Origin of the sequence: Nonomuraea sp. ZG12 (assembly GCF_052068115.1) — a bacterium.
Classification (GTDB): Bacteria; Actinomycetota; Actinomycetes; order Streptosporangiales; family Streptosporangiaceae; genus Nonomuraea.
In genome coordinates this window covers 49460-75717 of sequence record NZ_JBQHCW010000024.1, presented here as the reverse complement: position 1 = coordinate 75717, position 26258 = coordinate 49460, and the positions used below count along the sequence as shown (strand labels likewise).

The following is a 26258-nucleotide window of genomic DNA, read 5'->3' as shown; positions in this document are numbered from 1 at the left end:
TCAGGCCTCCTGCGGGGTGGTCTTGCGGCCGGCGGCGCCGGACGACGGGCTGACGCTCATGCGCTCGGCGTCGAGGCCGGACAGCGGATGCCCCTTGGCGAAGAACTTCATTCTCGCCAGCAGCGCGATGAACGGCTTCGTGAACATGAACACCACCACGATGTCGATCAGTGTGGTCAGGCCCATCGCGAACGCGAACCCGGCCACACCGCCCACGGCCAGGACGTAGAGCACGACCGCGGCGATGAACATGACGGCGTCGGCGATCAGGATCGTGCGCCGGGCGCGGACCCAGGCCACCTCGACGGCCGCGCGCAGTGTCCGCCGGCCTTCCTTCATCTCGTCACGGATGCGCTCGAAGTAGACGATGAAGGAGTCGGCGGTGATGCCGATGGACACCACCAGGCCGATGATGTGCGGCAGCGACAGCCGGAATCCGGCGTTCTGGCCGAGCACCACCACGGCCGTGTAGGTGAGGATCGAGGCGACCACGAGGCTCAGCACGGCCACGATGCCCAGGCCGCGGTAGTAGAGCAGTGAGTAGACGACCACGAGCGCCAGGCCGATGATGCCGGAGATCAGGCCGCCTCGGAGCTGGTCCTGGCCGAGGGTCGAGGAGACCGTCTCGATGGAGCTGCGCTCGAACTTCAGCGGCAGCGCACCGTACTTGAGCTGCTCGGCCAGCTCACCCGCGCTCTTCTGGTTGAAGCCGCCGGTGATCTCGGCGCGCCCGCCGGGGATCGGGCTGATGATGTTGGGGGCGGTGATCACGACGCCGTCGAGGACGACCGCGACCTTGTTGCGCGGCTCCTGCGAGTTGAACGCCGTGGAGGTCAGCTTGCTCCACTCGGTGGCGCCCTTGCTCTTGAAGTCGAGCTGGACGACCCACTCGGTGCTGCCCTGCTGGACGCCCGAGGAGGCGGTGTCGATGTCGGTGCCGACCACCTTGGCCACGTCGAGGACGTACTTGAAGGTGCCGTCGGACTCGCATCCGGCGTACTGCTTGTTGGGGTCGTCCTGGACGCCCTGGCCGCGCTTCTTCGGGTCGGTGCAGTCAAGCTCGTGGAACTGCTTGAGCACCGCCGGGTCGATGCCCGTGGTGTCGATGCCGGCGTTGGGGTCCTGCTCGGGTTGAGCGGACGGGCTCGGCGTCGGCGTCGCCTTCCTGCCGTTGTCGCCCTTGTTGGGCTGCTTCTTCGTCTCGGTCGCCGTCGGGGCCGGGGCGGGCGAGGTCAGGGCCGACGACAGCGCCTTGCCCGTGGGAGAGGTCGAGGGCCGCGCGGCCGGTGACGCGCTCGACTGGGGCTGGACCGACTTCGTCGGCGTGGACGACGAGGAGGAGCTCGGCGCGGCGGACGGCGAGGTGCCGGGTGTCGGAGCCTCGGTCGCCAGCTGATCCTGCAGCAGCTGCGTCGCCTCCATGGCCATCACCTGACGGAAGCGGAGCTCCGCGGTGGTGGCGACCAGCGCGATGGCCTCGCTCTGCCCGACGCCGGGGATGGAGATGATGATGTTGTCGCCTGATTTGGCGACTTCCGCGTCGGAGATGCCGGTCCCGTTGACCCGGGTCCGGATGATGTTGACCGCGCGGTCCAAAATCTCCTCAGGTGGAGCCGCACCGTTCTGGGTGACGGGAGAGAGTGTCACCGTCGTGCCACCGGCGAGGTCTAGCCCCAGCTTCGGCGTGAACGCCTGCTGCAGGAACATCGTCCCGCCCAGGGCGAGGATGAGCGCCAGGAGCAGCAGGAGCGTGCGCCCCGGCTTGCTGTGGCTGCTGGTCGGTCGGGCCACTGGTCGTCAGTTCTTTCAGATAGGAGTCGGGTGGAGAGCCTAGTCAGGATTGCTTACTGCTGGAGTCCTGATCGCCGTTGGGCTCCACACTTGTATCCTTCTCGTCGTCCGTGTCGCTGTCGACCTTGTCCACGGGCTCGTCACCGGGGGTGACGACCCGACCGATGGCCGCCTTGACCCAGCGGGTCTCGATGCCGGGCGCCACTTCCAGGATGACGTCCTCGTTCTCTACGGCGACCACGGTGGCGAACAGGCCCGTCGTCGTCATGACGCGAGCGCCGGGCGCCAGGGAGTTCTGCATCTTGAGCGCTTCCTGCTGCCGCTTGCGCTGAGGACGGATCAGCAGGAAGTAGAACACCACCACCAGCAGAATCAGCGGCAGGATGCTGCTGAGTTGTCCCATGTCCATAAGAGGGCGACCTTCCATCGTCGTACAAGAAGTTGACACCGGCCTCGCGCCGGAAATTCCGTGCGTTGCTTCGGGCCGCGCCGCTCAGCCCGTCAGCCTACACAGCCAGCCAAGGCACGGAGTGTAGGCGGTTGTTGCGAAACGCGGCAACGAAGCAGCGTTTCGGCGCGCGGGGAAGTTCCCGATTTGAAATGGTTGCAACCATTCTGTAATCAGTCGAAAAGTGTAGCTCCGAACGCATCCGGCGGAGCCGTCAAGCCCAGGTGCGCCCACGCCGCGGCGGTCGCGACCCGGCCGCGCGGGGTGCGCGCGAGCAGGCCCTGACGCACCAGGAACGGCTCGGCCACCACCTCAACGGTCTCCGGCTCCTCCCCCACGGCCACGGCCAGGGTGGACAGCCCGACGGGCCCGCCGCCGAACTTGCGCAGCAGCGCGTCGAGCACCGCCCGGTCGAGCCGGTCGAGCCCTTCGGCGTCGACTTCATAAAGATTGAGCGCCGCCGCCGCGATTTCACGATTTATCACGCCATCGGCCCGCACATCGGCGAAGTCACGCACGCGGCGCAGCAGCCGGTTGGCGATGCGGGGCGTGCCACGCGAGCGCCTGGCGACCTCGTGCGCCCCCTCCGCGGGCAGCGTCACGCCCAGCAGTCTGGCGGAGCGCTCCAGCACCCGCTCGAGCTCCTCGACGTCGTAGAAGTCCATGTGCGCGGTGAAGCCGAACCGGTCGCGCAGCGGCGCGGGCAGCAGCCCCGCCCTGGTGGTGGCGCCCACCAGGGTGAACGGCGCGATCTCGAGCGGGATGGCGGTGGCGCCCGGCCCCTTGCCGACGATGATGTCGACCCGGAAGTCCTCCATCGCGAGATAGAGCATCTCCTCGGCGGGCCTGGCCATCCGATGGATCTCGTCGATGAACAGCACCTCGCCCTCGGCCAGCGTGGACAGGATGGCGGCGAGGTCGCCGGCGCGCTCCAGGGCGGGCCCCGAGGTGATGCGCAGCGGCGCGTTCAGCTCGGCTGCGATGATCATGGCCAGGGTGGTCTTGCCGAGCCCCGGCGAGCCGTTCATCAGCACGTGGTCGGGCGGCCGCTGCCGGCGCAGCGCGCTCTCCAGGACCAGCGAGAGCTGCTCGCGCACCCGCGCCTGCCCGATGAACTCCGCCAGCCGCTTGGGCCGCAGGGCCGCCTCGATCTGCAGATCGTCGCTCTCGGCGGCCGGCGACACCAGCTCACGTTCGTAGCTCACCCGCCCACCCGCGCTCTCATCGGACGCTCAGCGCACGCAGCGCGGCCTTCAGCAGGCTCGCCACCTGAGGCTGGCGGCCTGCGGCGAGATCGGCCTCGGCCTCCGGCTCCACCACGGCGATCGCCTCGTCGGCGTCCTTGCTGGAGTAGCCGAGCCCGACCAGCCCGGAGTGCACCTGATCGCGCCAGACGGCGACCCGCCGGCCGCCGTTGAGCGCGGCGTTGACCGCCTCCTCGGGCGTGCCGAGCCGGTCCTTGAGCTCCAGCACGATCCGCTGGGCGCCCTTCTGGCCGATGCCGGGGACCCGGGTGAGCGCCTTGAGGTCCGCGCCGGCGACGGCGACCCGAAGGGCCTGGGGCGAGTGCACGGCGAGCATGGCCAAGGCCAGCTTGGGGCCGACGCCGCTGGCCGTCTGCAGCAGCTCGAACACGGTCCGCTCGTCGTCGGTGGCGAAGCCGTACAGCGTGAGCGACTCCTCGCGCACCACCAGGCTGGTGGCCAGGCGCGTCTGCTCCCCCACCTTGAGCGTGGCCAGCGTGCCGGGGGTGCAGTGGGTCAGGATGCCGATCCCGCCGACCTCCACGACCGCCCCGTCAGGGGCGATCGCGATCACCCGTCCGGTCACCGACGCGATCACAGCCGCGGGTCCTTTCGTGCGCGGGCGTCCGTCTTGGCGCGGGCCACGGCCTCGGCCAGGCGGTGCTGGACGCCGCCGCGCCAGACGTGGCAGATGGCCAGCGCCAGGGCGTCGGCGGCGTCGGCGGGCTTGGGCATCTCGGTCAGCCGCAGCAGCCGGGTCACCATGGCGCCGATCTGCTTCTTGTCGGCGGTGCCGCTGCCGGTGACGGCGGCCTTGACCTCGGAGGGCGTGTGCAGCGCGACCGGCAGGCCGCGCCGGGCGGCGCACAGAACGGCGATGCCGGCGGCCTGCGCGGTGCCCATCACGGTGCGGACGTTGTGCTGGCTGAAAACCCGCTCCACCGCGACCGCGTCGGGCCGCACGTCGTCGAGCCACTGCTCGATGCCGGCCTCGATGCCGACGAGCCGGGCGCCGAGCTCCTCGTCGGCCCCGGTGCGGACCACTCCGACGGCCACCAGGCTGAGCGGCGCGCCGGGGCGCCCCTCGACGGCGCCGAGGCCGCACCGGGTCAGTCCTGGATCGACGCCCATCACCCGCACCCGCATGCCTCCCCGCGCCCGCCGAACACCTGTTCGGCACGAGACTCTACCCCTGCCCGCGCGGTCTCGCATCGGGAAACGCCCGTCAGAAGTGGTCGAGCATGTACGGCCTGGCAGCGAAGGCAGCGTCGAGCACCTCGTCGTATCGCTCATCGCCCGACATGAGCCCGCCGCCGCGCAGCGTGGCCGTGGGAATCCCGGCGTACAGCGCGGAGAAGGCATTGACGGTGAGCACCGGCCCCGCCGCGTCCCCCTCCAGGGCGGTCGCCGAGCCCGCGCCCTCGGCGAACTCCAGCCGCCAACGGCCGGTGTTGCCCTCCAGCAGCGGATCGTCCACCTGGACGACCGCGGTCGCGGTCACGACCTCCGGATAGCCCCTGCGCCGCACGGCCGCGGGCAGGTCGAGCACCCGGAACATCCACGGATCGCGGGTGATCTGATCCTTGGTCCGCTCACGCAGCAGCCACAGCACCGGGTCGTCGGGGGCGACGGTGGCGGTGATCCGCTTGGCGACCGAGGAGGAGCTGCCGACGATCGACCACAGCGCCCTGGCGGTATCGGCGGAGCCCGCGACGAGGTTGTCCACCTCCATGTCGGGGCCGTCCCAGCGGTAGACGAGGAAGCCGTCGTCGGCCAGGTAGAGGAAGTCGTCCTTGTCGGCGAGCCAGAGCCGCCAGATGTCCTCGCCCCAGGACATCGGCCCGCTGGCGCGGGTCGCGGCGTGCACCCGGTGGAGCACGGAGACGACCTCCGCGGCGTCGCCGGGGCCCATCCTGCGCAGCTTGACCTGCTGGGACGGCACCACGGCGCGCAGCGCCTCCGCCGGCAGGCTCACCTGGTAGCGGGCCCCGGCGTGCTCGAAGCCGAGCGAGCGGTAGATCGGCGTGGTGGCCGGGAAGAGCGCCGACACGGCGTCGCCGAACGACACGGCCCGCGCCACCGCCGCGCGCATGATCGTGGTGCCGAGGCCGCGCCCCCTGTCCTCGGGGCTGACGGTGACGCCCGCCACGCCGGCCATCGGCTGCGGCCTGCCGTGCCACCACTGGGTGAACGGCCGCAGCCGCGCGGTCGCCACCAGCCGGTCGCCGTCGAAGGCGCCCAGGTAGCGGCCCTGCGCCAGGGTCGGCAGCACCGAGGCGCGCCAGGTCTCCGCGTCAGCGACCGCCAGCAGGCCGAAGGAACGCTTGCGAATGTCGAGTACGGCGTCCAGATCGTCGGCCGTCAGGTCACGAATTTCCACAATGACCAAACTTACGCAGGTGGCGCGGGCACTCGCGACCGGGTGTCGCCGCCGACCGTGATGGCCAGCCGGTCCAGGTAGAGCAGTTGCGCGGCGACCACGGCGGCCAGCGCGAGCCCGACCACGACCAGCGGGGTGGTGACGCCCACCTCGGCGGCCCCGCCGCCGAACCCGTTGAGCGGCATCAGCTGGGCGACGGGGGCGGTGGCCAGCTCTCTGTCCTGCGCGACCAGCAGGGGCCAGAGCAGGTCCTGGGCGTTCACCAGCGTCACGGCGCCGGCCAGGATGCCCGCCATGGGCAGCGAGGGCAGGACCACGCCGCTCAGGAAGTCCCGGTCGGTCCGCGTGGCCAGTCCCTTGCACAACAGGGTCAGGACGAACAGCGCGGGCACGCTGATCAGCAGCGGCGGGATCAGCGCCACGAAGGTGTCGATCAGGCCGAGGCCGCGCAGATTGTTCCAGTTGGCGACGCTCAGCGGGCCGGCGCCGACCAGCAGCCAGGGGGCGAACGGGAGCAGCAGCCACTCGCTGCGGCGGCCCAGCGGGCGCAGGCCGCCGATGCCGAGCGCTCCCAGGTAGGCGACGCCCACGGAGACCAGGGCGCCCAGAAGGGCGGGCACCCACGTGTTCAGCTGGACGCGCAACCCGGAAGGCGCCGGGGAGGCCTCCCCGGAAGGCGTGAACAGGGCCGCCAGCCACGGCCAGGCCCAGATGACCATGATCACGGCGACGACCAGCAGCGCCAGCACCCCGACCACGACCGCCACAGCCGAGGGCCGCCGCGCGGAACCGGCGGACGCCCCGCCGTCCGCCTGCCCGCCCGGCGGGTGGGCCTGCCCGGCCTGCGGGTACGCCTGCCCGCCCTGAGCCGGCCACCCGGCCGGAGGGTGCTGACCGGCCGGAGGCTGCTGACCGACGTGCGCGTACGCCTGCTTTCCGTACGACGGCGCCTGGTCCGTCGCGGGCGGTGCGGTGAGGGCGATCCGCATGCCGCTGATCACCACGATGAGCGCGGCGGCGATGCCCAGCGCGCCGAGGATCACCCCCGTCGCGGTCGCGATGGTGGCGCCCACCCCGAGCCGGGCCACCTGGAAGACGACGGTGTACTGCAGGAGCGCGAGCGTCATCGTCGAGTCGAGCGGGCCACCACGGGTGAGCGCCAGGCTCAGCGTGAACATCTGCAGGCCGGTGGCGACGGCGGCCAGCGCGACGACGCCCGCCACCGCGAACATGGCCCCGGTCACGGTGCCGCCGCGCAGGGCGGGCAGGAAGGCCAGCACGGCCAGGGCGCACACCAGCCCGAACGTCGTGGCGGCGACGACCAGCCGGAAGGTGCCCGGAGCCGAATCCGGCTCGGTGAACGCGCGCACCATCGTGGCCAGGCCGCCCACCGCAGGATCGAGCCCGCGCAGCCACGACACGGCCACGGCGGCCGGCGAGAAGGTCACCAGGGACAGCGACAGCACGATCCGGCCGGCCCGTCTGGGCCAGGTGCCGGCCCGGTCGAGCGCCAGCGCCAGCAGCGGGCCGACCACCAGGGCGACGAGCAGCGGCATGATCGTGAGCGACAGGGTGAAGCCCAGCGCGGGCCAGAGCGAGCCGGCCGCGCCCAGGACTGTGTCGTAGTTCTTCAGGCCTACCGACTCCGACGGGCCGACGAGCCCGCCCGACCTGAAGCTGAACGCGATCGTCTGCACGGTGGGCAGGACCAGCGTGATCAGGGTGCCGAACACGGCCGGCATGAGGAGCAGCCAGCCGAGCGCCGGCGAGGGGGTCTGGGGTGCTGTGCGGGAGGTCACGACGCCCGACCTTACGCCGACTCCTGTGTACCCGGCCAACTGGAAGCCGGGAACGGTGAAACCCTCAGATGCCGCCAGATCGGCCCCACGGCAGGAGGAGGCCCGGATCAACGGGCACCTGCCTGTACTCGCCGTACCGGCGCTCTGAGAAGCGCCTGGAGGGCGTCAGACGTCGAGCTTCTCCATGACGTCGTCCGACACGTCGAAGTTCGCCCACACGTTCTGCACGTCGTCGCTGTCCTCGAGCGCGTCGATGAGGCGGAACACCTTCTTGGCCGCCTCCTCGTCCAGCGGCACGCTCATCGTCGGCAGGAAGCTGGACTCGGCCGAGTCGTAGTCGATGCCGGCCTCCTGCAGCGCCTTGCGGACCGGCACCAGGTCGCCGGCCTCGGAGACGACCTCGAAGGAGTCGCCGAGGTCGTTGACCTCCTCGGCGCCCGCGTCGAGGACGGCCATCAGGACGGTGTCCTCGTCGAGGCCGCCCTTGGGCACGAGCACGACGCCCTTGCGGTTGAACATGTAGGACACCGAGCCGGGGTCGGCCAGCGAGCCGCCGTTACGGGTGAGCGCGACGCGCACCTCCGAGGCGGCGCGGTTGCGGTTGTCGGTCAGACACTCGATGAGCACCGCGACGCCGCCGGGCGCGTAGCCCTCGTAGGTGATGGTCTGCCAGTCGGCGCCGCCGGCCTCCAGGCCGCCGCCGCGCTTGCGGGCGCGCTCGATGTTGTCGTTGGGCACGGAGCTCTTCTTGGCCTTGAAGATGGCGTCGAAGAGGGTGGGGTTGGCATCCGGGTCAGGGCCACCGGTCCGGGCCGCCACCTCGATGTTCTTGATGAGCTTCGCGAAAAGCTTGCCGCGCTTGGCATCGACCACGGCCTTCTTGTGCTTCGTCGTCGCCCATTTGGAGTGGCCGGACATTGGCTACTGATCCCTCACTGTGTTGACAACCATGTCTACGAAGTAACGGTGCACCCGCGGGTCCCCGGTCAGCTCCGGGTGGAACGAGGTCGCGAGCAACGGTCCTTGGCGAACCGCGACGATCCTATCGCCAGGCTCGGCCGTGCCCAGCACATCGACGTCCGCGCCGACCGATTCGACCCACGGCGCGCGGATGAACACGGCGTGCAGCGGCGAGCCGGCGAAGTCGAGGTCGGCCTCGAAGGAGTCGATCTGGCGGCCGAAGGCGTTGCGCCTGACGACCATGTCGATGCCGCCGATGGTTTGCTGACCGGCGGCGCCGTCCTCGATCCGGTCGGCCAGCATGATCATGCCGGCGCAGGATCCGTAGGCGGGCATGCCTTCCTTGATCCGCATGCGCAGCGGCTGGAGCAGGTCGAAGGTCTCGGCGAGTTTCCCCATGGTGGTCGACTCACCGCCGGGGATGACCAGCCCGTCGACCGCGTCGAGCTCGCCGGGCCGGCGAATGGCCGTGGCCGAGGCGCCTGCCTCCTGGAGCATGCGCACATGCTCGCGCACGTCTCCCTGCAGCGCGAGTACACCGATCGCGGGCAACGTTCATCCTTCCGTCAGGTTGCGGGTGCAGTCGATTCAACACCACGTCCGCCTGACATCTTCCTACAGACCCGCGGAAAGACGAGAAAGGCGGCACCCGTCCGGATGCCGCCCCGCCGTCGTCCGGGGTCAGGGACGCTCGGTCTCCAGGCGTACGGTCTCCTCCACGGTCATCTCGGTGCGCAGGCGCAGCGTCGGGTCGATCGGGCGCAGGTAGGTCTGCTTCACGCCCGGCACCCGGTCCTCGATCACGAACGTGGCCTTGGTGTGCGCCTCCGCGCCGGGCTCACGTACCTGGGGCACCACCTTGAAGTCGGCGGTGAGCAGGTCGCGATCGATCTTCGTCAGCACGTAGCCGCGCTGGTTGTTGTAGAACTTCAGGTGCGGGTTGACCTGCAGGAACGGGTGGGCGGCCGGGTCGGAGTCGCCGCCGTCGCCGCCGGTGGAGATCGAGCTCGCCACCAGCTCCGAGCCGACCGACGGCCCGGTGGGGTCGTCGTAGTCGAGCTTGAGGTCGCTGGCCCAGTGCGCGTGCACGTCGCCGGTGAGCACGACGGGGTTGCGCACCTCGGCGTCGATCCAGCCCTGGGTGATGCGGCGGCGGGAGGCGACGTAGCCGTCCCAGGCGTCCTGGCTGGTGATCTTCGCGGGGCCGGCGTTGTTGTCACGCTGGGCGAAGAAGACCTGCTGGCCGATGATGTCCCATTGGGCCTGCGAGCGGCGGAAGCCGTCGAGCAGCCACGCCTCCTGCTCCGCCCCGGTGATCGACCGGGTCGGGTCGACGGCGGCCGGGCAGTCCCGGTAGCCGTCGCCGCAGCCCTGGTCGTCACGGTACTGGCGGGTGTCGAGCATGTGGAAGGTGGCCGTCCGGCCCCACCGGACCCGCCGGTAGAGCTGCATGTCGATGCCGCGCGGGATGGAGGTGCGGCGCAGCGGCATGTTCTCGTAGTACGCCCGGAAGGCGGCCTCACGCCGGGACAGGAAGCCCGGCTGCGGCACCTCGGGCTTCTCCGGCACCTCGTCGGCCCAGTTGTTGTCGAGCTCGTGGTCGTCCCACACGACCAGCCACGGCGCGGCGGCGTGCGCGGCCTGCAGGTCGGGGTCGGCCTTGTACTGGGCGTGGCGCTGGCGGTAGTTGGCCAGCGTCTCGGTCTCCGGCCCCTCGTGGTGGCGGATGTTGCCGCCGGGGCTGTTGTAGGTGTTCTTGGTGTACTCGTAGGTGTAGTCGCCCAGGTGCAGGACGACGTCCGGGTGCTCCTCGGCCAGCCTGCGGTAGGAGGTGAAGTAGCCGTGCTCGTACTGCGCGCACGAGACGAAGGCCATCGCCAGCGGCCCGCCGTACGAGCGCGGGTGCGGCGCGGTGAGCGCCCTTCCCACCGGGGAGATGTACGGGCCGACGCGGAAGCGGTACCAGTATTCGCGGCCCGCGCTCAGGTGGTCCACCTCGACATGCACGCTGTGGCCCCACTGCGGCGCCGCCACGGTCACGCCGGAGCGGACCAGGCGGCGGCAGCGCTCGTCGGCGTAGATCTGCCACAGCACCGGGAACGGGCGCTGCGGCATGCCGCCGAGGCCGTCCTCGGCCAGCGGCTCCTGGGCCAGCCTGGTCCACAGGACGAAGCCGCGGTGGTCCGGGTCGCCGGAGGCGACGCCGAGGGTGAAGGGGTCGGCGCGCAGCCCGCGCGAGGCCAGGCTCTGCGCGGTCTCGGCGGCGGGGTCGGCGGCAGGGCCGGGGTCCGCGTGCGCGGCGCCGGTCGGGACGGTCGCGGCGGCGCCTGCCGCTAACCCGGTGACGAGGAAGTGCCGGCGGTTGAGCTCGGGCATGGGTGCTCCTGGGACGATCATGGCCGGGGGACGATCGACAGCCTGACTCGGCACCATGACCACGGAGTTAACTCCACCCAACACGAAAAAGGCGACATCCTTCGTGGATGTCGCCTTCTTCGGAAATTTCTACCGTCACACCACGACGCCCCCGCCAGACGGCCTGGGCCGCCCACCGCGGACGATCATGTCATGCGGCGTGACGGGCCCCCGGACGGGACGCGCCGATCACCAGCCGCGCTCGGCCAGGCGGTGGGGCTGCGGGATCTCGTCGACGTTGATGCCGACCATGGCCTCGCCCAGGCCGCGCGACACCTTGGCGATGACGTCGGGGTCGTCGTAGAAGGTGGTGGCCTTGACGATGGCGGCGGCGCGCTTGGCCGGGTCACCGGACTTGAAGATGCCGGAGCCGACGAACACGCCCTCGGCGCCGAGGTGCATCATCATCGCGGCGTCGGCCGGGGTGGCGATGCCGCCCGCGGTGAACAGCACGACCGGGAGCTTGCCGGCGCGGGCCACCTCGACGACCAGCTCGTAGGGCGCCTGCAGCTCCTTGGCCGCGACGTACAGCTCGTCCTCGGGCAGCGAGGACAGCCGCTTGAGCTCGGCGCGGATGGTGCGCATGTGGGTGACGGCGTTGGAGACGTCGCCGGTGCCGGCCTCACCCTTGGAGCGGATCATGGCCGCGCCCTCGGTGATGCGGCGCAGCGCCTCGCCCAGGTTGGTCGCGCCGCACACGAAGGGCACCGTGAACTGCCACTTGTCGATGTGGTTGGCGTAGTCGGCCGGGGTGAGCACCTCGGACTCGTCGACGTAGTCCACGCCGAGCGCCTGCAGCACGCGGGCCTCGACGAAGTGACCGATGCGGGCCTTGGCCATGACCGGGATCGAGACGGCGGCCACGATGCCGTCGATCATGTCAGGGTCGCTCATCCTGGAGACGCCGCCCTGCGCGCGGATGTCGGCGGGCACCCGCTCCAGAGCCATGACGGCGACCGCCCCGGCGTCCTCGGCGATCTTGGCCTGCTCCGCGGTGACGACGTCCATGATGACGCCGCCCTTGAGCATCTCGGCCATGCCTCGCTTGACCCGGGCGGTGCCGGTGACGGGGCCGGTGGTTGAAGCGGTTTCGGGCGTGCTGCTGGACACGGTCTTCCTTCACGAGCTCTGGGGGGACGGTACGTTATCAAACCCATCGTAGGTCCTGAGGCGCTCATTCCCCGCATATCACCATGTCAGCGATGGCGAGGAATTTCGTACGTCAAGGAATCACGGGCTTGCGGCTGGCGAGCGCCACCCACACCTGGCCGGGCGCGAAGTTCATCGGCTCGCCGCTCTGTGTGGTGAACGTCGTGCCCCCGTCCTCGGATTCCCGCTCCCACTTCGCCTTGTACGCCTGGCCGTCGCGCAGCACGATCGCCGAGCCCTTGCCGGTGGTGTGCACCAGGGGGGTGTAGCTCTGGTTGCTGTCGTGGAACTCGGAGCGCTCGGTCTTGGTGTACTGGATGACGATCGTGGGCGCGCCCAGCTGGCCGCCCTCGGCGGCCATGTCCTTCTTGCCGTCCTGCCAGATCAGCCACTGCTTCTTGGCCTCGGACCAGGTGAAAGTGAAGCGGGCGGCGGGCCATTTGACCGTGTACGACTTCCGCGCGACCCCGCCCTCGGCCGGCGGGTCGCCGAAGGTGAAGCCCACGTCCTTGGCCTTGCTCGCCTTGGGCGCGGCGGATATCAGCTTCTTGGTGTCGGCGAACAGGTTGTAGGGGGCGAAGCGGCCGGGCTGGCGGAAGTAGGCGCCCGGCACCCTGCTGTCGGAGACGTCGAACAGCGACGCCTCGGCGATGAACGGCAGCATCTTGGTCTGCGCGCCGGAGTAGGCGAACGCGGGCTTGCCGAACATCGGCGCGATGTGCAGGTCGGAGATGCGGGCGCTGCGGACCGGGCCCACCTTGGGCGGGATCTTCGAGGAGAAGATCGCCATCAGGCGGGTCAGACCGGCCTCGACCTGTTCGATGTAGACGATGTCGGCGCTTTTGAGCCCGAGCTGCGGCTTGCCCGCCGCGGTGTTCTCGATCTTCACGGCGACCACGCGTTTGGCCGCGGTGTAGGGCTTGCCGGTGAAGGGGTGCAGCTTCTCCGGCGTCGGCTCCTCGATCGGGCCGGTGGAGACGCTGGCCTCAGGCGCCTGACCGGCGGCGGGCTCGTCGGACGAGCAGGCCGCGGTGGGTATCAAGATAGCCACTCCGGCAAGCGTCACCGTGATCATCCGGGGTAGCCGCACGTGTCCACTCCTCCGCTTTTGCCCAGAACGGATGGAAGCTTACCGGTCTATACAAATCGGGTCATTCAGTTGCCATGGCCACAGGTGGATTGTCATCAATCTCGAAGAATTGGGGATATTCGGTGTGGCCGGCCAACCGCAGCGTCCGAGCCAGCCACCGGCGCTGCGCCGTACGCGTGACCCCCACCGCGTTGTTGTAGAAGCGGCGCGAGTAGACGACCTTGGCCACGGCCGCGTCGAGTTCCTCCAGCAGATCCTGGCCGCCGGGCGACTCCGACAGCTTCTCCCGGAACCGCTCCTGGTCCACCGCCGCGCGCAGCGCGCCCGACAGATCGCTCTCGGCGTGCTCGCGCTCCTCCGGGCCCGCCATCCTGGCCTCGTGCGCCGCCGCCGCGAGCACCAGCGAGGTCGCCGGGTCGAGCAGCCGCGAGCCCGCCAGCTCCAGCACCACCGCCCGGCGCCGCACCAGCGCCGCCTCCAGCGCCTCGCGGGCCAGCTCCAGCCTGATGTGCAGCCGGTCCAGGCGGCCGGCCCGCCAGGAGATGTAGACGGCCGTGAGCACCACGACGATGCCCACGATCAGGAAGATCATGGTGGATGTCACAGGTCTTCCTCCACCCTCCCGGCGCCACCGGCCGTCACGGTCTCGTACACCCGCACCACGTCACGCGCCACCGTCGACCAGTCGTACTTCATCACCGCGACCAGCGCCTCCTCCGCCAGCTTGGCCCGCCGCTCCGGCGCGTCGAGCAGTGCTCCCGCCTCGCGCGCGAGCGAGGCGGGGTCGCCGTTGGCGAACAGCGCGCCCGCCTGGCCGTCGCCGAGCACCCGCCGGAACGCGGGGATGTCACTGGCCAGCACCGTTGCGCCCGAGGCCATCGCCTCGGCCAGCACGATGCCGAAGCTCTCGCCCCGCGTGTTGGGCGCGCAGAAGACGTCGACCGAATGGTAGGCGCGGATCTTGTCGGCCTCGCTCACCATGCCGAGCACCGTGACCCGGTCATGGAAACGCTTGGGCACCCGGTCGTAGACGTCCTTGGCGTCACCCGGCCCGGCGATCAGCAGCTTGAGCTCCGGCCGGTCGGCGGCCAGCAGTTTGTACGCCTCCAGCAGGATCGGCAGGCCCTTGCGCTCCTCGTCCATCCGGCCCAGGAAACCGATCGTCGCGCCGTCGGCCCCCCAGCCGTCGAGCGGCTCGGCGCTGGTGTAGCGGCCGACCGTCACCCCGTTGGGAATCAGCACCGTGTCGCCGCCGAACTGCTCGACCAGGCTCTTCCTGGCCGCGTCGGAGACCGCGATGCGCCCGCTCAGCTTCTCCAGCGCGCTGCGCAGTAACGGCTCGGCCACCGCGATCGCCCGCGAGCGCACCCACGAGGCGTGGAAGGTCGCCACGATCGGCCCCTTGGCCGCCCAGCAGGCCAGCACGCCCAGGCTCGGCACCAGCGGCTCGTGGATGTGCAGCACGTCGAAGCCGCCGTCGCGCACCCAGCGCCGCACCCGCGCGGCCGAGATGAACCCGAACGACATCCTGGCCACCGACCCGTTGTAGGGCACCGGCACCGCCCGGCCGGCTCCGGTCACGTACGGGGGCAGGTCGTCGTCCTCGCTGGCCGGCGCGATCACCGAGACGTCGTGCCCGTGCGCGATCAGTGCCTGGGCCAGGTCGTCGACGTGCTGCTTGACGCCGCCCGGCATGTCCCAGGAATACGGGCAGACGATGCCGACCTTCATGGGCGCAGGTCCTCCAGCCACAGCCGCTGCAGCATGTGCCAGTCCTCAGGGTGCTCGGCGATGCCCTTCTCGAACACGCCGACCAGCCCCTGCGCCACGGCCGTGACCTTCTCCTGCCGGGTGCCCTCGGCCGGGACCGGGACCTCCTCGTGGATGTGGATCCCCCAGTCGTCGCCGACGGAGTAGACGATGGCCGGCAGCAGCGCCGCGCCCGTCTGCACGGCCAGCAGCGGCGGCCCGGCGGGCACCTTGGTGGTCGCGCCGAAGAACTCCACCTCTACGCCGCTCTTGGTCAGGTCGCGCTCGGCCGGCAGGCAGACCACGCCGCCCTTGCGCACGCGGGTGGCCAGGGTGCCGAAGTTGTGCCCGTCGCCGCCGGTCAGCGGCAGCACCTCCATGCCGAGGCTCTCGCGGAAGCGCACGTAGCGGCGGAACAGCGACTCCGGCTTGAGCCGCTCGGCGACCGTGGTGAACGGGTGTCCCACTCCCACCAGCCAGGCGCCCGCCTGGTCCCAGTTGCCCATGTGCGGCAGCGCGAGCACCACGCCGCGGCCCGCGGCCACGTTGTCGTGCACGTGCTCGGCACCGATCACGTGGCTGCGCCGGACGATCTCCTCGGTGCTCATCTTCGGCAACCGGAAGATTTCATGAAAATAACGGAAATAAGAGCGCATGCCGGCTTTACTCAGCTCGCGGAGCTCACGACTGCCGGGCGCCAGCCCCGTCACCCTGGCGAGGTTGGTCTCCAGCCGGCTCACGGATCTGCCGCCCTTGCGCCACACCCGATCGGCCATGAACCTGAACACCGCGGCCGTCGGCCGCTCGGGCAGCAGCGGGACCAGCGTCCAGCCGGCCGCGAACCCCGCGGCCACGACGCGATCGCTGACTGACGGCTTGTCGCTCATCGCTCCCTCGCCTGCCGGTAGACATGGACAACACGCTGTACAACGGTGACGCCACTGGCCACCGCGAGCAACCACATGCCGGCCGCCAGGATGTAGGGCACGCCCAGCCCGCCGAAGCAGGTGGCGACCAGCACCACCACCAGCCGCTCCGGCCGCTCGGCCAGGCCCACGTCACAGGTGAGCCCGAGCCCCTCGGCCCGCGCCTTCGCATACGACACCAGCAGGCCGGCCACCAGGCAGAACAGCGTCACCGCGGTCAGCAGCCCGTCACCGGTGGACACGAAGTAGAGGATCAGCCCGGCGAAGATGGCCGCGTCGGCCACCCGGTCGAGCGTGGAGTCCAGGAACGCGCCCCAGGTGCTGCCCCCTCCCCCGCCCATCCGCGCCACCAGGCCGTCGAGCAGGTCGAACAGCACGAAGACCGTGATCACGACAGCGCCCACGGGCAGCTGTCCCAACGGGAAGAAGAGCAGGGCGGAGACGACGGTGCCCAGGGTGCCGATCGCCGTGACGGCGTTCGGGCCGATCCCGCGGCGGACCAGTGCCCTGCCCAGCGGGGTGAGTATCCGGGTCATGGCCGGGCGCAGGAGTTTCAGCATCGCGCTGTCGATCGTAGGCCATCCGGCGGCCGACGACTTTCTTTGCTTCACCCCTCTTGTGATATCCGCCACAGGGGTATTTGGTGAACACACCGCGTCCATGCGGTCCTGATCCCCTCCGTGCGGGCGCGGCGTTGGCACGCACAACGACGACGCGGGAGGCGATGTGGCGGACAAGAACGCAACCAGTGCCATGGGAGCCGCGGGCAGGGCACCAGCGGCCGACAAGGCGGACGCGATACGCAATGTCGTCCTGGTCGGCCACTCAGGATCGGGCAAGACCACCCTGGTCGAGCAGCTCCTGGCCGCCACCGGCACCATCCAGCGGCCCGGCCGGGTGGAGGACGGCAACACCGTCAGCGACTTCGACGAGGTCGAGGTCCGCCAGCAGCGCTCGGTCAACCTCACGCTGGCACCGATCACGCACACCGGCATCAAGATCAATCTGCTGGACACCCCCGGTTACGCCGACTTCGTCGGAGACCTGCGCGCCGGGCTGCGCGCCGCCGACGCAGCCCTGTTCGTCGTGTCCGCCTGCGACGGCGTCGACGGCCTGACACAGATGCTGTGGGAGGAGTGCGCCCAGGTCGGCATGCCCCGGGCCGTCGTGATCACCAAGATCGACCACCAGCGGGCGGACTTCGACGACGTGCTCGCCACCTGCCAGGATATCTTCGGCGACGGCGTCGCCCCTCTCTACCTGCCGGTGATCACCAACGGGCATGTGAACGGGCTGATCGGGCTGCTGACGCAGAAGTTCTACAACTACGCCACCGGCTCCCGCACCGAGAAGGAGCCGGGCACGGAGTACCAGACCCAGATCGAGGAGCACCGCGGCGTCCTGCTCGAAGGCATCATCCAGGAGAGCGAGGACGAGTCGCTCATGGAGCGCTACCTCGAAGGTGAGGACATCGACACCGGCGTCCTCATCGACGACCTGGAGAAGGCCGTCGCCCGGGGCAGCTTCTACCCCGTGCTCTGCACCGGGCTCGGCGTCGGCGCCACCGAGCTGCTGGAGCTCATCACCCAGGGCTTCCCCTCCCCGCTCGAACACCCGATGCCCGAGATCACCACCCTCGACGGCAAGCCGGTCCAGGGCATCGCCTGCGACGCCGACGGCCCGCTGGTCGCCGAGGTCGTCAAGACCACCAGCGACCCGTACGTGGGCCGCATCAGCCTGGTCCGCGTCTTCTCCGGCACCCTGCGGCCGGACATGACCGTGCACGTCTCCGGCCACGGCCTGGCCGACCGCGGGCACGAGGACCATGACCTCGACGAGCGCATCGGCGCCCTGACCTGCCCTCTGGGCAAGCAGCAGCGCGGCGCCGCCAAGGGCGTGGCCGGCGACATCGTCGCCGTCGCCAAGCTGTCCAGGGCCGAGACCGGCGACACGCTCTCCGACGTCGACCGGCCCCTGCTGATGACCCCCTGGAGCATGCCCGAGCCGCTGCTGCCGATCGCGATCCGCGCCCGATCCAAGGCCGACGAGGACAAGCTGTCCCAGGCGCTGGGCCGCCTGGTGGCCGAGGACCCGACCCTGCGCCTGGAGAACAACCCCGAGACCCGGCAGCTCGTGCTGTGGTGCATGGGCGAGGCCCACACCGACGTGCTGCTGGACCGCCTGTCCAAGCGCCACGGCGTCGAGGTCGAGCGGGTCGAGCTGCGCGTGCCGCTGCGCGAGACGTTCGGCGGCAAATGCCAGGCGATGGGCCGCAACGTCAAACAGACCGGCGGCCACGGCCAGTACGCCATCTGCCACCTGGAGGTCGAGCCACTGCCGTCCGGCGGCGGGTTCCAGTTCGTCGACAAGATCGTCGGCGGCGTGGTGCCCAGGCAGTTCATCCCGTCGGTGGAGAAGGGCGTGCGAGCGCAGATGGAGCGGGGCGTCGTCGCCGGCTACCCGATGGTCGACGTGCGCGTCACCCTGTACGACGGCAAGGCGCACTCGGTGGACTCCTCCGACATGGCCTTCCAGATCGCCGGTCAGCTCGCGCTGAAGGAGGCCGCCGCGAAGGTGCCGACGCTGCTGCTGGAGCCGGTGGACGAGCTGTCGGTGCTGGTCGCCGACGACCACGTCGGCGCGGTGATGTCCGACCTCTCCGCACGCCGCGGGCGGGTGCTCGGGACCGAGCCGGTCGGCACCGGCCGCACGCTGGTCAAGGCCGAGGTGCCGGAGCTGGAGCTCACCCGCTACGCGATCGACCTGCGGTCCATGTCGCACGGCACCGGGACCTTCCACCGCGCGTTCCTGCGCTACGAGCCGCTGCCGCCGCATCTGGTGGGCAAGGTCGCGGAGACGGAGTGAGGCGGGGCCGGGAGATTCGCCCCTCCCGGCACAGCGCCACCGTTCATCACAATGGCATCACAAGTCGATTTCCTTTTTCCGTACGGAGCACGCCGGAGCTGATGTCACACTGGGTAGCATTATGCGAACCGGACGCCCACTCCTAGCCGTTGCCGCCCTCGCGATCGTCTCCACCGGTGCCGCCTACACCTTCGGCCCCGGAGCTGACCAGAGCACGGCGGCCACCGCGGCCAAGAAGAAGACGACCGAGACGGTCGAGACCGCCGCCTGCACGGCCGACGCCCGATATCCCAAGCGGCAGCTGCGCGGTGTGTGGATCGCCACCGTCCAGAACATCGACTGGCCCTCCCGCACGGGCCTGACGGTCGAGCGCCAGAAGGCCGAGTACGTCAAGCTGCTCGACGCCGCCGCCAAGCGCAGGCTCAACGCGGTCTTCGTCCAGGTGCGGCCGGCCGCCGACGCGATCTACAAGTCGTCGATCGAGCCGTGGTCGCGCTTCCTCACCGGCACCGCGGGCAAGGACCCGGGCTGGGACCCGCTGCCGTTCCTCATCCAGGAGTCGCACAAGCGGGGCATGGAGTTTCACGCCTGGTTCAACCCGTACCGCGCCTCCTACGACGCGAACGTCTCCAAGCTCCCGTCGAACCACCCCGCGCGCCGCCATCCGGCCTGGACCGTCAAGTACGGCGACCGCGTCTACTTCAACCCCGGCCTGCCCCAGGTCCGCGACCATGTCACCAAGGTCGTCACCGACGTGGTGAAGCGCTACGACATCGACGGCGTGCACTTCGACGACTACTTCTACCCCTACCCGGGTGGGGGCGGCACGTTCGACGACGCCGCCGCCTTTACAAAGTATGGCAAGGGCAAGAAGCTGGCCGACTGGCGCCGCCAGAACGTCAACAAGCTGATCGCCGAGGTCGACGAGGCCGTCCACGCCACCAAGGGGCACGTCAAGTTCGGCGTCAGCCCGTTCGGCATCTGGCGCAACAAGTCCAACGACCCGAGCGGCTCCAACACCGGCGGCATGTCCGCCTACGACTCGATCTACGCCGACGCCCGCGCCTGGATCAAGTCCGGCACCGTCGACTACGTGATGCCCCAGCTCTACTGGTCGCGCAGCCACAAGACGGCCAACTACAAGGCGCTGGCGCCCTGGTGGGCCGGTGCCGTCAAGGGGACCGACGTCCACCTCTACATCGGCCAGGCCCTCTACCGGGTCGGCGCCAAGGACGAGGCCGCCTGGACCAAGCCGGGCGAGCTGTCGGCCCACCTGACGCTCAACCGCAAGCACGAGCAGATCGACGGAGACGTCTACTTCAGCGGCAAGCAACTGCTGACCAACCCGCTGGGAGCCATCGACCGGGTCGCCAAGGCGCACTACAGCCACCCGGCCCTGCTTCCCCTGATGAAGGAGCGCGGCGGCCAGGCCCCGGCCGCGCCGTCGGACGTCAAGGCCGCCGGCACGGCCGTGACGTGGACGGCCATGCCGGGAGCACGCTCGTACGCCGTCTACCAGGTGCCGAAGTCGGGCGACGACTGCCACACCACCGACGCCCGCACCCTCGTCGCCGTGACGAACGGCCCGTCGTTCACCGCCCCGTCCGCCGGCACCTACCTGGTGACGTCGCTGGACCGCCTGCACAACGAGAGCAAGGCGGTCAAGATCAAGGTGAAGGCGTCCTGATCGGGCCGCCCGCTCACCGCCAGGTGTCGGCGAGCAGCTGACGGGTGTCGCGCAGGAGCTCCGGCAGGACCTTGGTCCGGGCGACCACCGGCATGAAGTTGGTGTCGCCGCCCCATCTCGGCACCACATGCTGGTGCAGGTGGGCGGCGATGCCCGCGCCCGCGACGTGGCCCAGGTTCATGCCGACGTTGAAGCCCTGCGCGCCACTGGCCGTGCGCAGCGCCCGCACCGCCCGCTGGGTGAACTCCCCCAGCTCGCAGAGCTCGGCGGCGTCGAGCTCGTCGTAGTCCGACACGTGGCGATAGGGCACGACCATCAGGTGGCCGGAGTTGTAGGGGTAGAGGTTGAGCACCGCGTAGACCACCTCGCCCCTGGCGACGACCAGGCCGTCCTCGTCGCTCATCTTGGGGATCGCGTCGAACGGGCAGCCGTCGTCAGGCCCCGACCCCGTCGGCTTGTTCTCACCCTTGATGTAGGCCATGCGATGCGGAGTCCACAGACGCTGGAAGTTGTCCGGCTCCCCGGCTCCTGCCTGATCGTGCATATCTAGCAGCATAGGGCCACGGGTCAGCGGACAAACGGGGTGCGCATCCGGCACAATCCAGACACGCCCGAAGGAGGCTGCCATGAGCGACGCCCTAGCCGTGCACACCGCCCCGACCGAGCCCACCGCCGACGACGACCTCCCCTCCGACAGCGCGCTCACCACCGCGCCCAACGGCTCCGCCGACCCCTCAGCCCCGCCCGGCGACCACGCGCCAGGCTCCCCGCCGTACGGCGACACCTCGCCGGCCCCCCACGCCCCCGTCGTCAAGGGACGGATCACGGTGGCCGACGAGGTGGTGGAGAAGGTCGCCGCGCTGGCCGCCCTGGAGGTGGCGGGCGTCGCCGACCTCGGCGGCGACCTCGCGCGCGCCATCGAGTCCGTACGCGACCGCATCGGCATCGGATCCCGGCGCGGCACCCAGGGGGTGAGCGCCCAGATCCAGGACCGCCAGGTCGGCATCGACCTGACGATCGTGGTCGAGTACGGCCATGTCGTAATGGAGGTCGCCGCCGAGGTCAAGGCCAACGTCGCCAGGAGCGTGAGCCGGATGCTGGGCATGCGGGTCGTGGAGGTGAACGTCACGGTCGACGACGTCCGCCTCCCGGGCGAGGCCAGACCGAGCCCGGACCCCCAGGAGGAGGACCCGTTCTAGAACTCGCGGCCGCACCCCGCCCGCGTCACCCCAGCCGGGTCATCCGGGAGTCGTAGCCGCCACCGCCCGGGTACACCCAGGCGCCGGTGGCGGTGTCGCCGTCCGGGCTGAAGGTGCCCCGGTAGTAGGCGGGTGAGCCCTTCTCGCCGCCCCAGATGGTGAGCGTGTCGCCGTCGAGTTCGTACACGTAGTCGAAGGTGTTGCCCTGGCTGTCGTAGAAGCGGGACTTGATGTCCTCGCCGGGGCGGTCGGCGCCGAAGGGCCGCTCCCGGCCGATCACCTCCACCCCCTTGATCCGCTGGCCGTACTGCTCGAGGTCGACCTCCTGGATGAGGAAGAAGCCGCCGTCGAGCCAGCGGAAGGTGACGGTGCCCTCGGCGCCGCCGGCCACCCGCCAGGTGCCCACCAGCCGGTCCAGGGCCTTGAGCTGGGCGTCGGGCCCAACGGTGTCGGTGTCGGTGCCGGTGTCGATGTCGGTGTGCTCGGTCATGTCGTGATCCCTCTGGTTCGTCGTTTCAACCGGTGTTGCCCATATGACCGGAGGACGCGGCGAAAGGAATCGGTCCAGAGGATTTAATCTGGAAATTTCCCTTTCGGCTGGTCAGAGGGTGTCAGGGAGGCCGAAGGAGCCGAGCACGTCCGGGCCGAACGTGGTGATCTCCGCGATCAGGCCGTCCTCGACGCGCAGCACGTCGAGGTTGACGGCCGTGAACGAGGTCTCGCCGTCGCGCCGGACGTAGTTGGCCACCGCGGGCCGCCGGTTGGCGAAGGTGAGGATCGAGCGCCACTCGCCCCACGCCTGCGGCCCCGCCATGACCGGACGCCACATGTCCAGGATCGCCTCGCGCCCGACGTACAGCAGGACGGCGGGCGGCATCGCCTGGCGGGCGTCCTCGCGGAGCAGTGCGGCCAGGCTCACCAGGTCGCCCTCCTCCGAGGCGCGCATGTAACGCCGCAGCACCGCCCGCTCCTCCTCGCTGGGCTCGCTCGCGGGGCCCCACCGGGAGCGCCGCTCGGGCAGGTGGAGGCGGAGGGTCGCCCTGGCTCGCTGCAGGGCGCTCTTGACCGCCGGCACGCTGATCTCCAGCGCCCCCGCGGTCTCCTCGGCCGGCCAGCCCGCCACGTCACGCAGGATGAGCACCGCCCGCTGGCGCGGCGGCAGGTGCTGGATCGCGGCCAGGTAGGCGAGCTCGATCGTCTCCCTGGCCACCACGAGCGCGTCCGGCTCCCCCTCACCCGGCCCCGCCAGGTCCAGCAGCCGATCGGGGTACGGCTGCAGCCACGGCACCTCCGCCGGCGCCGACCGCTCGCCCGCCTGCATGGTCACCACGACCTCCCGCGAGCGGGCCGGGCCGGACAGCGCGTCGAGGCACACGTTCGTGGCGATCCGGTAGAGCCACGCCCTGAACGTCGAACGCCCCTCGAACGTCTCCCGCCCGCGCCACGCCTTCAGCAACGCCTCCTGCACCATGTCCTCGGCATCGGTGTAGGACCCGAGCATGCGGTAGCAGTGCACCTGCAGCTCATGCCGATAGCGCTCGGCCGATTCGGCGAACGCCGCCTGATCGCCCGCCCGGATCGCCTCGACGACCTCGCTCGCCTGCGCCGCCCGCTGTGGCCCCGTCACCGCACTCGCCCCCCGGCTCGCCCGTTCACGCGGGTCATCGTAGACCTCGGGACCGACGGTTTCTGGCCTTGACCGGTTTAGGGTGACGATTATGGCTGAGCAGCTGAACCCCATGCCCACCGACTGGCGGCGCGCCCTGGCCGTGGTGGCACACCCCGACGATCTGGAGTACGGCTGCGCGGCGGCCGTGGCGACCTGGACCGGCGAAGGGCGGGAGGTCGCCTACCTCCTCGCCACCCGGGGAGAGGCCGGCATCGACACACTCGAACCGGCCAAGGCCGGTCCGGTGCGCGAGCGGGAGCAGCGCGCCAGTGCCGCGGTGGTCGGCGTGCCGAGCGTCGAGTTCCTCGACCACGCCGACGGCGTGATCGAATACGGTACGACGCTGCGCCGGGACCTCACGGCCGCCATCCGCAGGCACCGCCCCGAGCTGGTGATCACGCTCAACTTCGACGACACCTGGGGCGGCACGGTGTGGAACACCCCCGACCACAAGGCGGTCGGCAGGGCCACGCTGGACGCCGCCGCCGACGCCGGAAACAGATGGATATTTCCGGACATCGACGCTGAGCCGTGGGACGGCGTGCGCTGGGTGGCCGTCGCGGGCACCGACTCCCCCACCCACGCCGTGGACGTCACCGACGGCCTGGAGGCAGGCGTACGTTCGCTGATCGAGCACCGCGCCTACATCGAGGCCCTCACCGACGAGGACCCGGAGACCTACGCCCGCACCTTCATCGAGGACAGCGTCCGCCAGGCGGCCGAGCGCTTCGCCGGGCGTCCCGCCGTGACCTTCCGCCTCTATCCCCGCTGACCGACCACCCCGCCGCCCGAACAGGTCGGTGAGCGAACAGGTCGGTCGCCGGACGGTCACGGCCTGGCTCGCTCGGCTCCCGAGGGAAGCCGTGCGCGCCAGGCCGGGCGGGTGCTTCGTTCAGACCTGGACGCGACGCTCCACGGCGTTGACGATCTCGGCGATCGCCTCGTCCACCGGGACGCCGTTCTTCTGCTCGCCGTTGCGGTAGCGGAAGGACACCGCGCCGTTGGCGATGTCGTCGTCGCCCGCGAGCAGCATGAACGGCACCTTGGCCTTCTGCGCGTTGCGGATCTTCTTCTGCATGCGGTCGTCGGCCACGTCCACCTCGACCCGGATGCCGCGCTCGCGCAACCGCTTGGCGATGTCCTGAAGGTAGGGGGCGTGGGCGTCGGCGATCGGGATGCCGACCGCCTGGACCGGGGACAGCCAGGGCGGGAACGCGCCCGCGTAGTGCTCGGTGAGGACGCCGAGGAAGCGCTCGATCGAGCCGAACAGCGCCCGGTGGATCATGACGGGCGTCTGGCGGCTGCCGTCGGCGGCCTGGTATTCGAGCTCGAACCGCTTGGGCTGGTTGAGGTCGAGCTGGATGGTGGACAGCTGCCAGGTGCGGCCGATCGCGTCCTTGGCCTGGACGGAGATCTTGGGGCCGTAGAAGGCGGCGCCGCCCGGGTCGTCGACCAGCTCCAGCCCCGACTCCTCGGCCGTCTGGCGCAGCGCCGCGGTGGCCTCGTCCCAGTCGGCCGGGTCGCCGATGAACTTGTCGGAGTCGTCGCGGGTGGACAGCTCCAGGTAGAACTCCGCCAGGCCGAAGTCGCGCAGCACGCTCAGCACGAAGGTGAGCAGGCTCTTGATCTCGCCGACCATCTGCTCACGGGTGCAGTAGATGTGCGAGTCGTCCTGCGTCATGCCGCGCACCCGGGTCAGGCCGTGCACGACGCCCGACTTCTCGTAGCGGTAGACCGAGCCGAACTCGCACAGCCGCAGCGGCAGCTCACGGTAGGAGCGCCCGCGCGCCCGGAAGATCAGGTTGTGCATCGGGCAGTTCATCGGCTTGACGCGGTATTCGATGCCCTCCAGCTCGAAGGGCGGGAACATGTCCTCGGCATACCACGGCAGGTGGCCGGAGGTCTCGAACAGCGTCGACTTGGTGATGTGCGGGGTGTTGACGAACTCGTAGCCCGCCTCGCCCTGCCGCCTGCGCATGTAATCTTCCATCTCCTTGCGGATGATCCCGCCCTTGGGATGGAAGATCGGCAGTCCGCTGCCCAGCTCCGGCGGGAAGCTGAACAGGTCCAGCTCCGCACCGAGCTTGCGGTGGTCGCGCTTCTCGGCCTCCTCCAGCAGCTTGAGGTATTCGTCCTGCTTGTCGCGGGACTCCCAGGCGGTGCCGTAGATGCGCTGGAGCTGCGGGTTCTTCTCGCTGCCTCGCCAGTAGGCGCCGCCGGAGCGCATGAGCTTGAAGGCGGGGATGGACCGGGTCGACGGCACGTGCGGGCCGCGGCACAGGTCCTTCCAGCGCAGGTCGCCGGTCTTGGCGTCGAGGTTGTCGTAGATGGTCAGCTGCCCCGCGCCGACCTCCACCGACTCCTCGTCCGCGGCGCCGCCCTTGAGCCCGATGAGCTCCAGTTTGTACGGCTCGCCGGCGAGCTCCTGGCGGGCCTCGTCGTCGCTGACGGCCCGGCGGGAGAACAGCTGGCCCTGCTTGACGATCTCGCGCATGCGCTTCTCGATGCGCTTGATGTCGTCGGGGTGGAAGGCCTGGGCGACGTCGAAGTCGTAGTAGAAGCCGTTGTCGACCGGCGGGCCGATGCCCAGCTTGGCCTCGGGGAACAGCTCCTGCACCGCCTGCGCCATGACGTGGGCGGTGGAGTGGCGGACGATCGCCCTGCCCTGCTCGCTGGAGACGTCGATGGGCTCGACCACGTCGCCCTGCTCCAGCGGCCAGGCGAGGTCCCGGGCCTCGCCGTTGACCTGGGCGGCGATGACGGTGCGGCCGTCGGCCTCCAGCGCCTCGCCGGCCGTCGTGCCGGCCGCGACCACACGCTCGGCTCCGGCGAGGGTGATGCGTAGCTCGGCTGACACGATGACTCCCTTGGGTGGCGCGAGATGGTG

General features: G+C 70.4%; 24 protein-coding genes. 4 read left to right on the top strand and 20 right to left on the bottom strand.

The annotated features are described in order from the left end of the window. The 16 genes from secD to pgsA all read right to left on the bottom strand — a co-directional run bounded on the left by secD (position 1) and on the right by pgsA (position 16511). The gene (secD, locus tag ACTMTF_RS39595) at positions 1-1791 is read right to left on the bottom strand and encodes a protein translocase subunit SecD (protein WP_441115257.1); all 1791 of its coding nucleotides are present in this window, start codon (positions 1789-1791) and stop codon (positions 1-3) included. 43 nt (positions 1792-1834) lie between these two features. Next, positions 1835-2200, bottom strand: a complete 366-nt coding sequence (gene yajC, locus ACTMTF_RS39590) for a preprotein translocase subunit YajC (RefSeq protein WP_441115256.1) — start codon at positions 2198-2200, stop codon at positions 1835-1837. 212 nt (positions 2201-2412) lie between these two features. Further along, positions 2413-3444 carry a Holliday junction branch migration DNA helicase RuvB gene (ruvB, locus tag ACTMTF_RS39585; protein WP_441115255.1) on the bottom strand — a complete coding sequence of 344 codons (1032 nt, stop codon included), beginning with the start codon at positions 3442-3444 and terminating at the stop codon, positions 2413-2415. Positions 3445-3460: 16 nt separating this feature from the next. Beyond that, complete coding sequence (gene ruvA / locus ACTMTF_RS39580; RefSeq protein WP_441115254.1) at positions 3461-4081, bottom strand: Holliday junction branch migration protein RuvA; 621 nt, start codon at positions 4079-4081, stop codon at positions 3461-3463. Beyond that, positions 4078-4623 (bottom strand): crossover junction endodeoxyribonuclease RuvC, encoded by a 546-nt coding sequence (ruvC, locus tag ACTMTF_RS39575; protein WP_441115302.1) that lies wholly within the window; start codon positions 4621-4623, stop codon positions 4078-4080. Before ruvC ends, ruvA begins: the two co-directional genes overlap by 4 nt. Before the next feature lie 85 nt (positions 4624-4708). Continuing rightward, entirely contained in the window at positions 4709-5863 is a 1155-nt protein-coding gene (locus tag ACTMTF_RS39570) for a GNAT family N-acetyltransferase (protein WP_441115253.1), read from the bottom strand. Between the two features lie 11 nt (positions 5864-5874). After that, positions 5875-7662, bottom strand: a complete 1788-nt coding sequence (locus tag ACTMTF_RS39565) for a carbohydrate ABC transporter permease (protein WP_441115252.1) — start codon at positions 7660-7662, stop codon at positions 5875-5877. Between the two features lie 165 nt (positions 7663-7827). Continuing rightward, positions 7828-8580: a YebC/PmpR family DNA-binding transcriptional regulator gene (locus ACTMTF_RS39560; protein WP_397016764.1), complete on the bottom strand. Its 753-nt coding sequence runs from the start codon at positions 8578-8580 to the stop codon at positions 7828-7830. A 3-nt stretch (positions 8581-8583) separates the two neighbouring features. Continuing rightward, positions 8584-9174, bottom strand: coding sequence for a pyridoxal 5'-phosphate synthase glutaminase subunit PdxT (gene pdxT / locus ACTMTF_RS39555; RefSeq protein WP_397016762.1), 591 nt, complete (start codon positions 9172-9174; stop codon positions 8584-8586). A gap of 129 nt (positions 9175-9303) precedes the next feature. Beyond that, complete coding sequence (locus ACTMTF_RS39550; protein WP_441115251.1) at positions 9304-10998, bottom strand: alkaline phosphatase D family protein; 1695 nt, start codon at positions 10996-10998, stop codon at positions 9304-9306. Between the two features lie 228 nt (positions 10999-11226). Further along, positions 11227-12147 carry a pyridoxal 5'-phosphate synthase lyase subunit PdxS gene (gene pdxS / locus ACTMTF_RS39545; RefSeq protein ID WP_397016759.1) on the bottom strand — a complete coding sequence of 307 codons (921 nt, stop codon included), beginning with the start codon at positions 12145-12147 and terminating at the stop codon, positions 11227-11229. A 112-nt stretch (positions 12148-12259) separates the two neighbouring features. Next, entirely contained in the window at positions 12260-13237 is a 978-nt protein-coding gene (locus ACTMTF_RS39540) for a DUF3048 domain-containing protein (RefSeq protein WP_441115250.1), read from the bottom strand. Between the two features lie 100 nt (positions 13238-13337). Next, complete coding sequence (locus ACTMTF_RS39535; RefSeq protein ID WP_397016755.1) at positions 13338-13880, bottom strand: hypothetical protein; 543 nt, start codon at positions 13878-13880, stop codon at positions 13338-13340. Continuing rightward, entirely contained in the window at positions 13877-15007 is a 1131-nt protein-coding gene (locus ACTMTF_RS39530; protein ID WP_441115249.1) for a glycosyltransferase family 4 protein, read from the bottom strand. Before ACTMTF_RS39530 ends, ACTMTF_RS39535 begins: the two co-directional genes overlap by 4 nt. After that, positions 15004-15912 carry a phosphatidylinositol mannoside acyltransferase gene (locus tag ACTMTF_RS39525; RefSeq protein WP_441115248.1) on the bottom strand — a complete coding sequence of 303 codons (909 nt, stop codon included), beginning with the start codon at positions 15910-15912 and terminating at the stop codon, positions 15004-15006. Before ACTMTF_RS39525 ends, ACTMTF_RS39530 begins: the two co-directional genes overlap by 4 nt. Beyond that, entirely contained in the window at positions 15909-16511 is a 603-nt protein-coding gene (pgsA, locus tag ACTMTF_RS39520) for a phosphatidylinositol phosphate synthase (RefSeq protein WP_397016749.1), read from the bottom strand. The genes ACTMTF_RS39525 and pgsA overlap by 4 nt, the downstream gene beginning before the upstream one ends. A gap of 166 nt (positions 16512-16677) precedes the next feature. Between pgsA and ACTMTF_RS39515 the strand changes: the two genes are divergently transcribed. Together ACTMTF_RS39515 and ACTMTF_RS39510 are read left to right on the top strand one after the other, a co-directional pair. Beyond that, positions 16678-18816, top strand: coding sequence for an elongation factor G-like protein EF-G2 (locus tag ACTMTF_RS39515; protein ID WP_441115247.1), 2139 nt, complete (start codon positions 16678-16680; stop codon positions 18814-18816). Between the two features lie 121 nt (positions 18817-18937). Beyond that, on the top strand, positions 18938-20503 hold the full coding sequence (locus ACTMTF_RS39510; protein ID WP_441115246.1) for a glycoside hydrolase family 10 protein: 1566 nt from the start codon (positions 18938-18940) through the stop codon (positions 20501-20503). 13 nt (positions 20504-20516) lie between these two features. Here ACTMTF_RS39510 and ACTMTF_RS39505 read toward each other — a convergent pair whose 3' ends face one another. Further along, complete coding sequence (locus tag ACTMTF_RS39505; protein ID WP_397016743.1) at positions 20517-21047, bottom strand: HIT family protein; 531 nt, start codon at positions 21045-21047, stop codon at positions 20517-20519. Between the two features lie 82 nt (positions 21048-21129). Between ACTMTF_RS39505 and ACTMTF_RS39500 the strand changes: the two genes are divergently transcribed. Then, entirely contained in the window at positions 21130-21702 is a 573-nt protein-coding gene (locus ACTMTF_RS39500; RefSeq protein WP_441115245.1) for an Asp23/Gls24 family envelope stress response protein, read from the top strand. A 25-nt stretch (positions 21703-21727) separates the two neighbouring features. Here ACTMTF_RS39500 and ACTMTF_RS39495 read toward each other — a convergent pair whose 3' ends face one another. Next, a complete protein-coding gene (locus tag ACTMTF_RS39495) occupies positions 21728-22192 on the bottom strand; it encodes a hypothetical protein (RefSeq protein ID WP_441115244.1) in 465 nt (154 codons plus the stop codon). 111 nt (positions 22193-22303) lie between these two features. Then, a complete protein-coding gene (locus tag ACTMTF_RS39490) occupies positions 22304-23329 on the bottom strand; it encodes an RNA polymerase subunit sigma-70 (RefSeq protein WP_441115243.1) in 1026 nt (341 codons plus the stop codon). A gap of 91 nt (positions 23330-23420) precedes the next feature. Here ACTMTF_RS39490 and ACTMTF_RS39485 point away from each other — a divergent pair, with 91 nt between their 5' ends. After that, on the top strand, positions 23421-24143 hold the full coding sequence (locus ACTMTF_RS39485; protein ID WP_441115242.1) for a PIG-L deacetylase family protein: 723 nt from the start codon (positions 23421-23423) through the stop codon (positions 24141-24143). A gap of 120 nt (positions 24144-24263) precedes the next feature. Here the strand turns inward: ACTMTF_RS39485 and thrS are convergent, their stop codons facing one another. Further along, a complete protein-coding gene (thrS, locus tag ACTMTF_RS39480) occupies positions 24264-26228 on the bottom strand; it encodes a threonine--tRNA ligase (RefSeq protein ID WP_441115241.1) in 1965 nt (654 codons plus the stop codon). Between the last annotated feature and the right edge of the window lie 30 nt (positions 26229-26258).

Coding starts and splice junctions, on each gene's coding strand:
- yajC (WP_441115256.1), bottom strand. CDS start 2,200: ATGGACATGGGACAACTCAGCAGCATCCTGCCGCTGATTCTGCTGGTG.
- ACTMTF_RS39495 (WP_441115244.1), bottom strand. CDS start 22,192: ATGACCGAGCACACCGACATCGACACCGGCACCGACACCGACACCGTT.
- ACTMTF_RS39510 (WP_441115246.1), top strand. CDS start 18,938: ATGCGAACCGGACGCCCACTCCTAGCCGTTGCCGCCCTCGCGATCGTC.
- ACTMTF_RS39525 (WP_441115248.1), bottom strand. CDS start 15,912: ATGAGCGACAAGCCGTCAGTCAGCGATCGCGTCGTGGCCGCGGGGTTC.
- pgsA (WP_397016749.1), bottom strand. CDS start 16,511: ATGCTGAAACTCCTGCGCCCGGCCATGACCCGGATACTCACCCCGCTG.
- ACTMTF_RS39485 (WP_441115242.1), top strand. CDS start 23,421: ATGGCTGAGCAGCTGAACCCCATGCCCACCGACTGGCGGCGCGCCCTG.
- ACTMTF_RS39550 (WP_441115251.1), bottom strand. CDS start 10,998: ATGCCCGAGCTCAACCGCCGGCACTTCCTCGTCACCGGGTTAGCGGCA.
- ACTMTF_RS39500 (WP_441115245.1), top strand. CDS start 21,130: ATGAGCGACGCCCTAGCCGTGCACACCGCCCCGACCGAGCCCACCGCC.
- ACTMTF_RS39560 (WP_397016764.1), bottom strand. CDS start 8,580: ATGTCCGGCCACTCCAAATGGGCGACGACGAAGCACAAGAAGGCCGTG.
- ACTMTF_RS39505 (WP_397016743.1), bottom strand. CDS start 21,047: ATGCACGATCAGGCAGGAGCCGGGGAGCCGGACAACTTCCAGCGTCTG.
- ACTMTF_RS39530 (WP_441115249.1), bottom strand. CDS start 15,007: ATGAAGGTCGGCATCGTCTGCCCGTATTCCTGGGACATGCCGGGCGGC.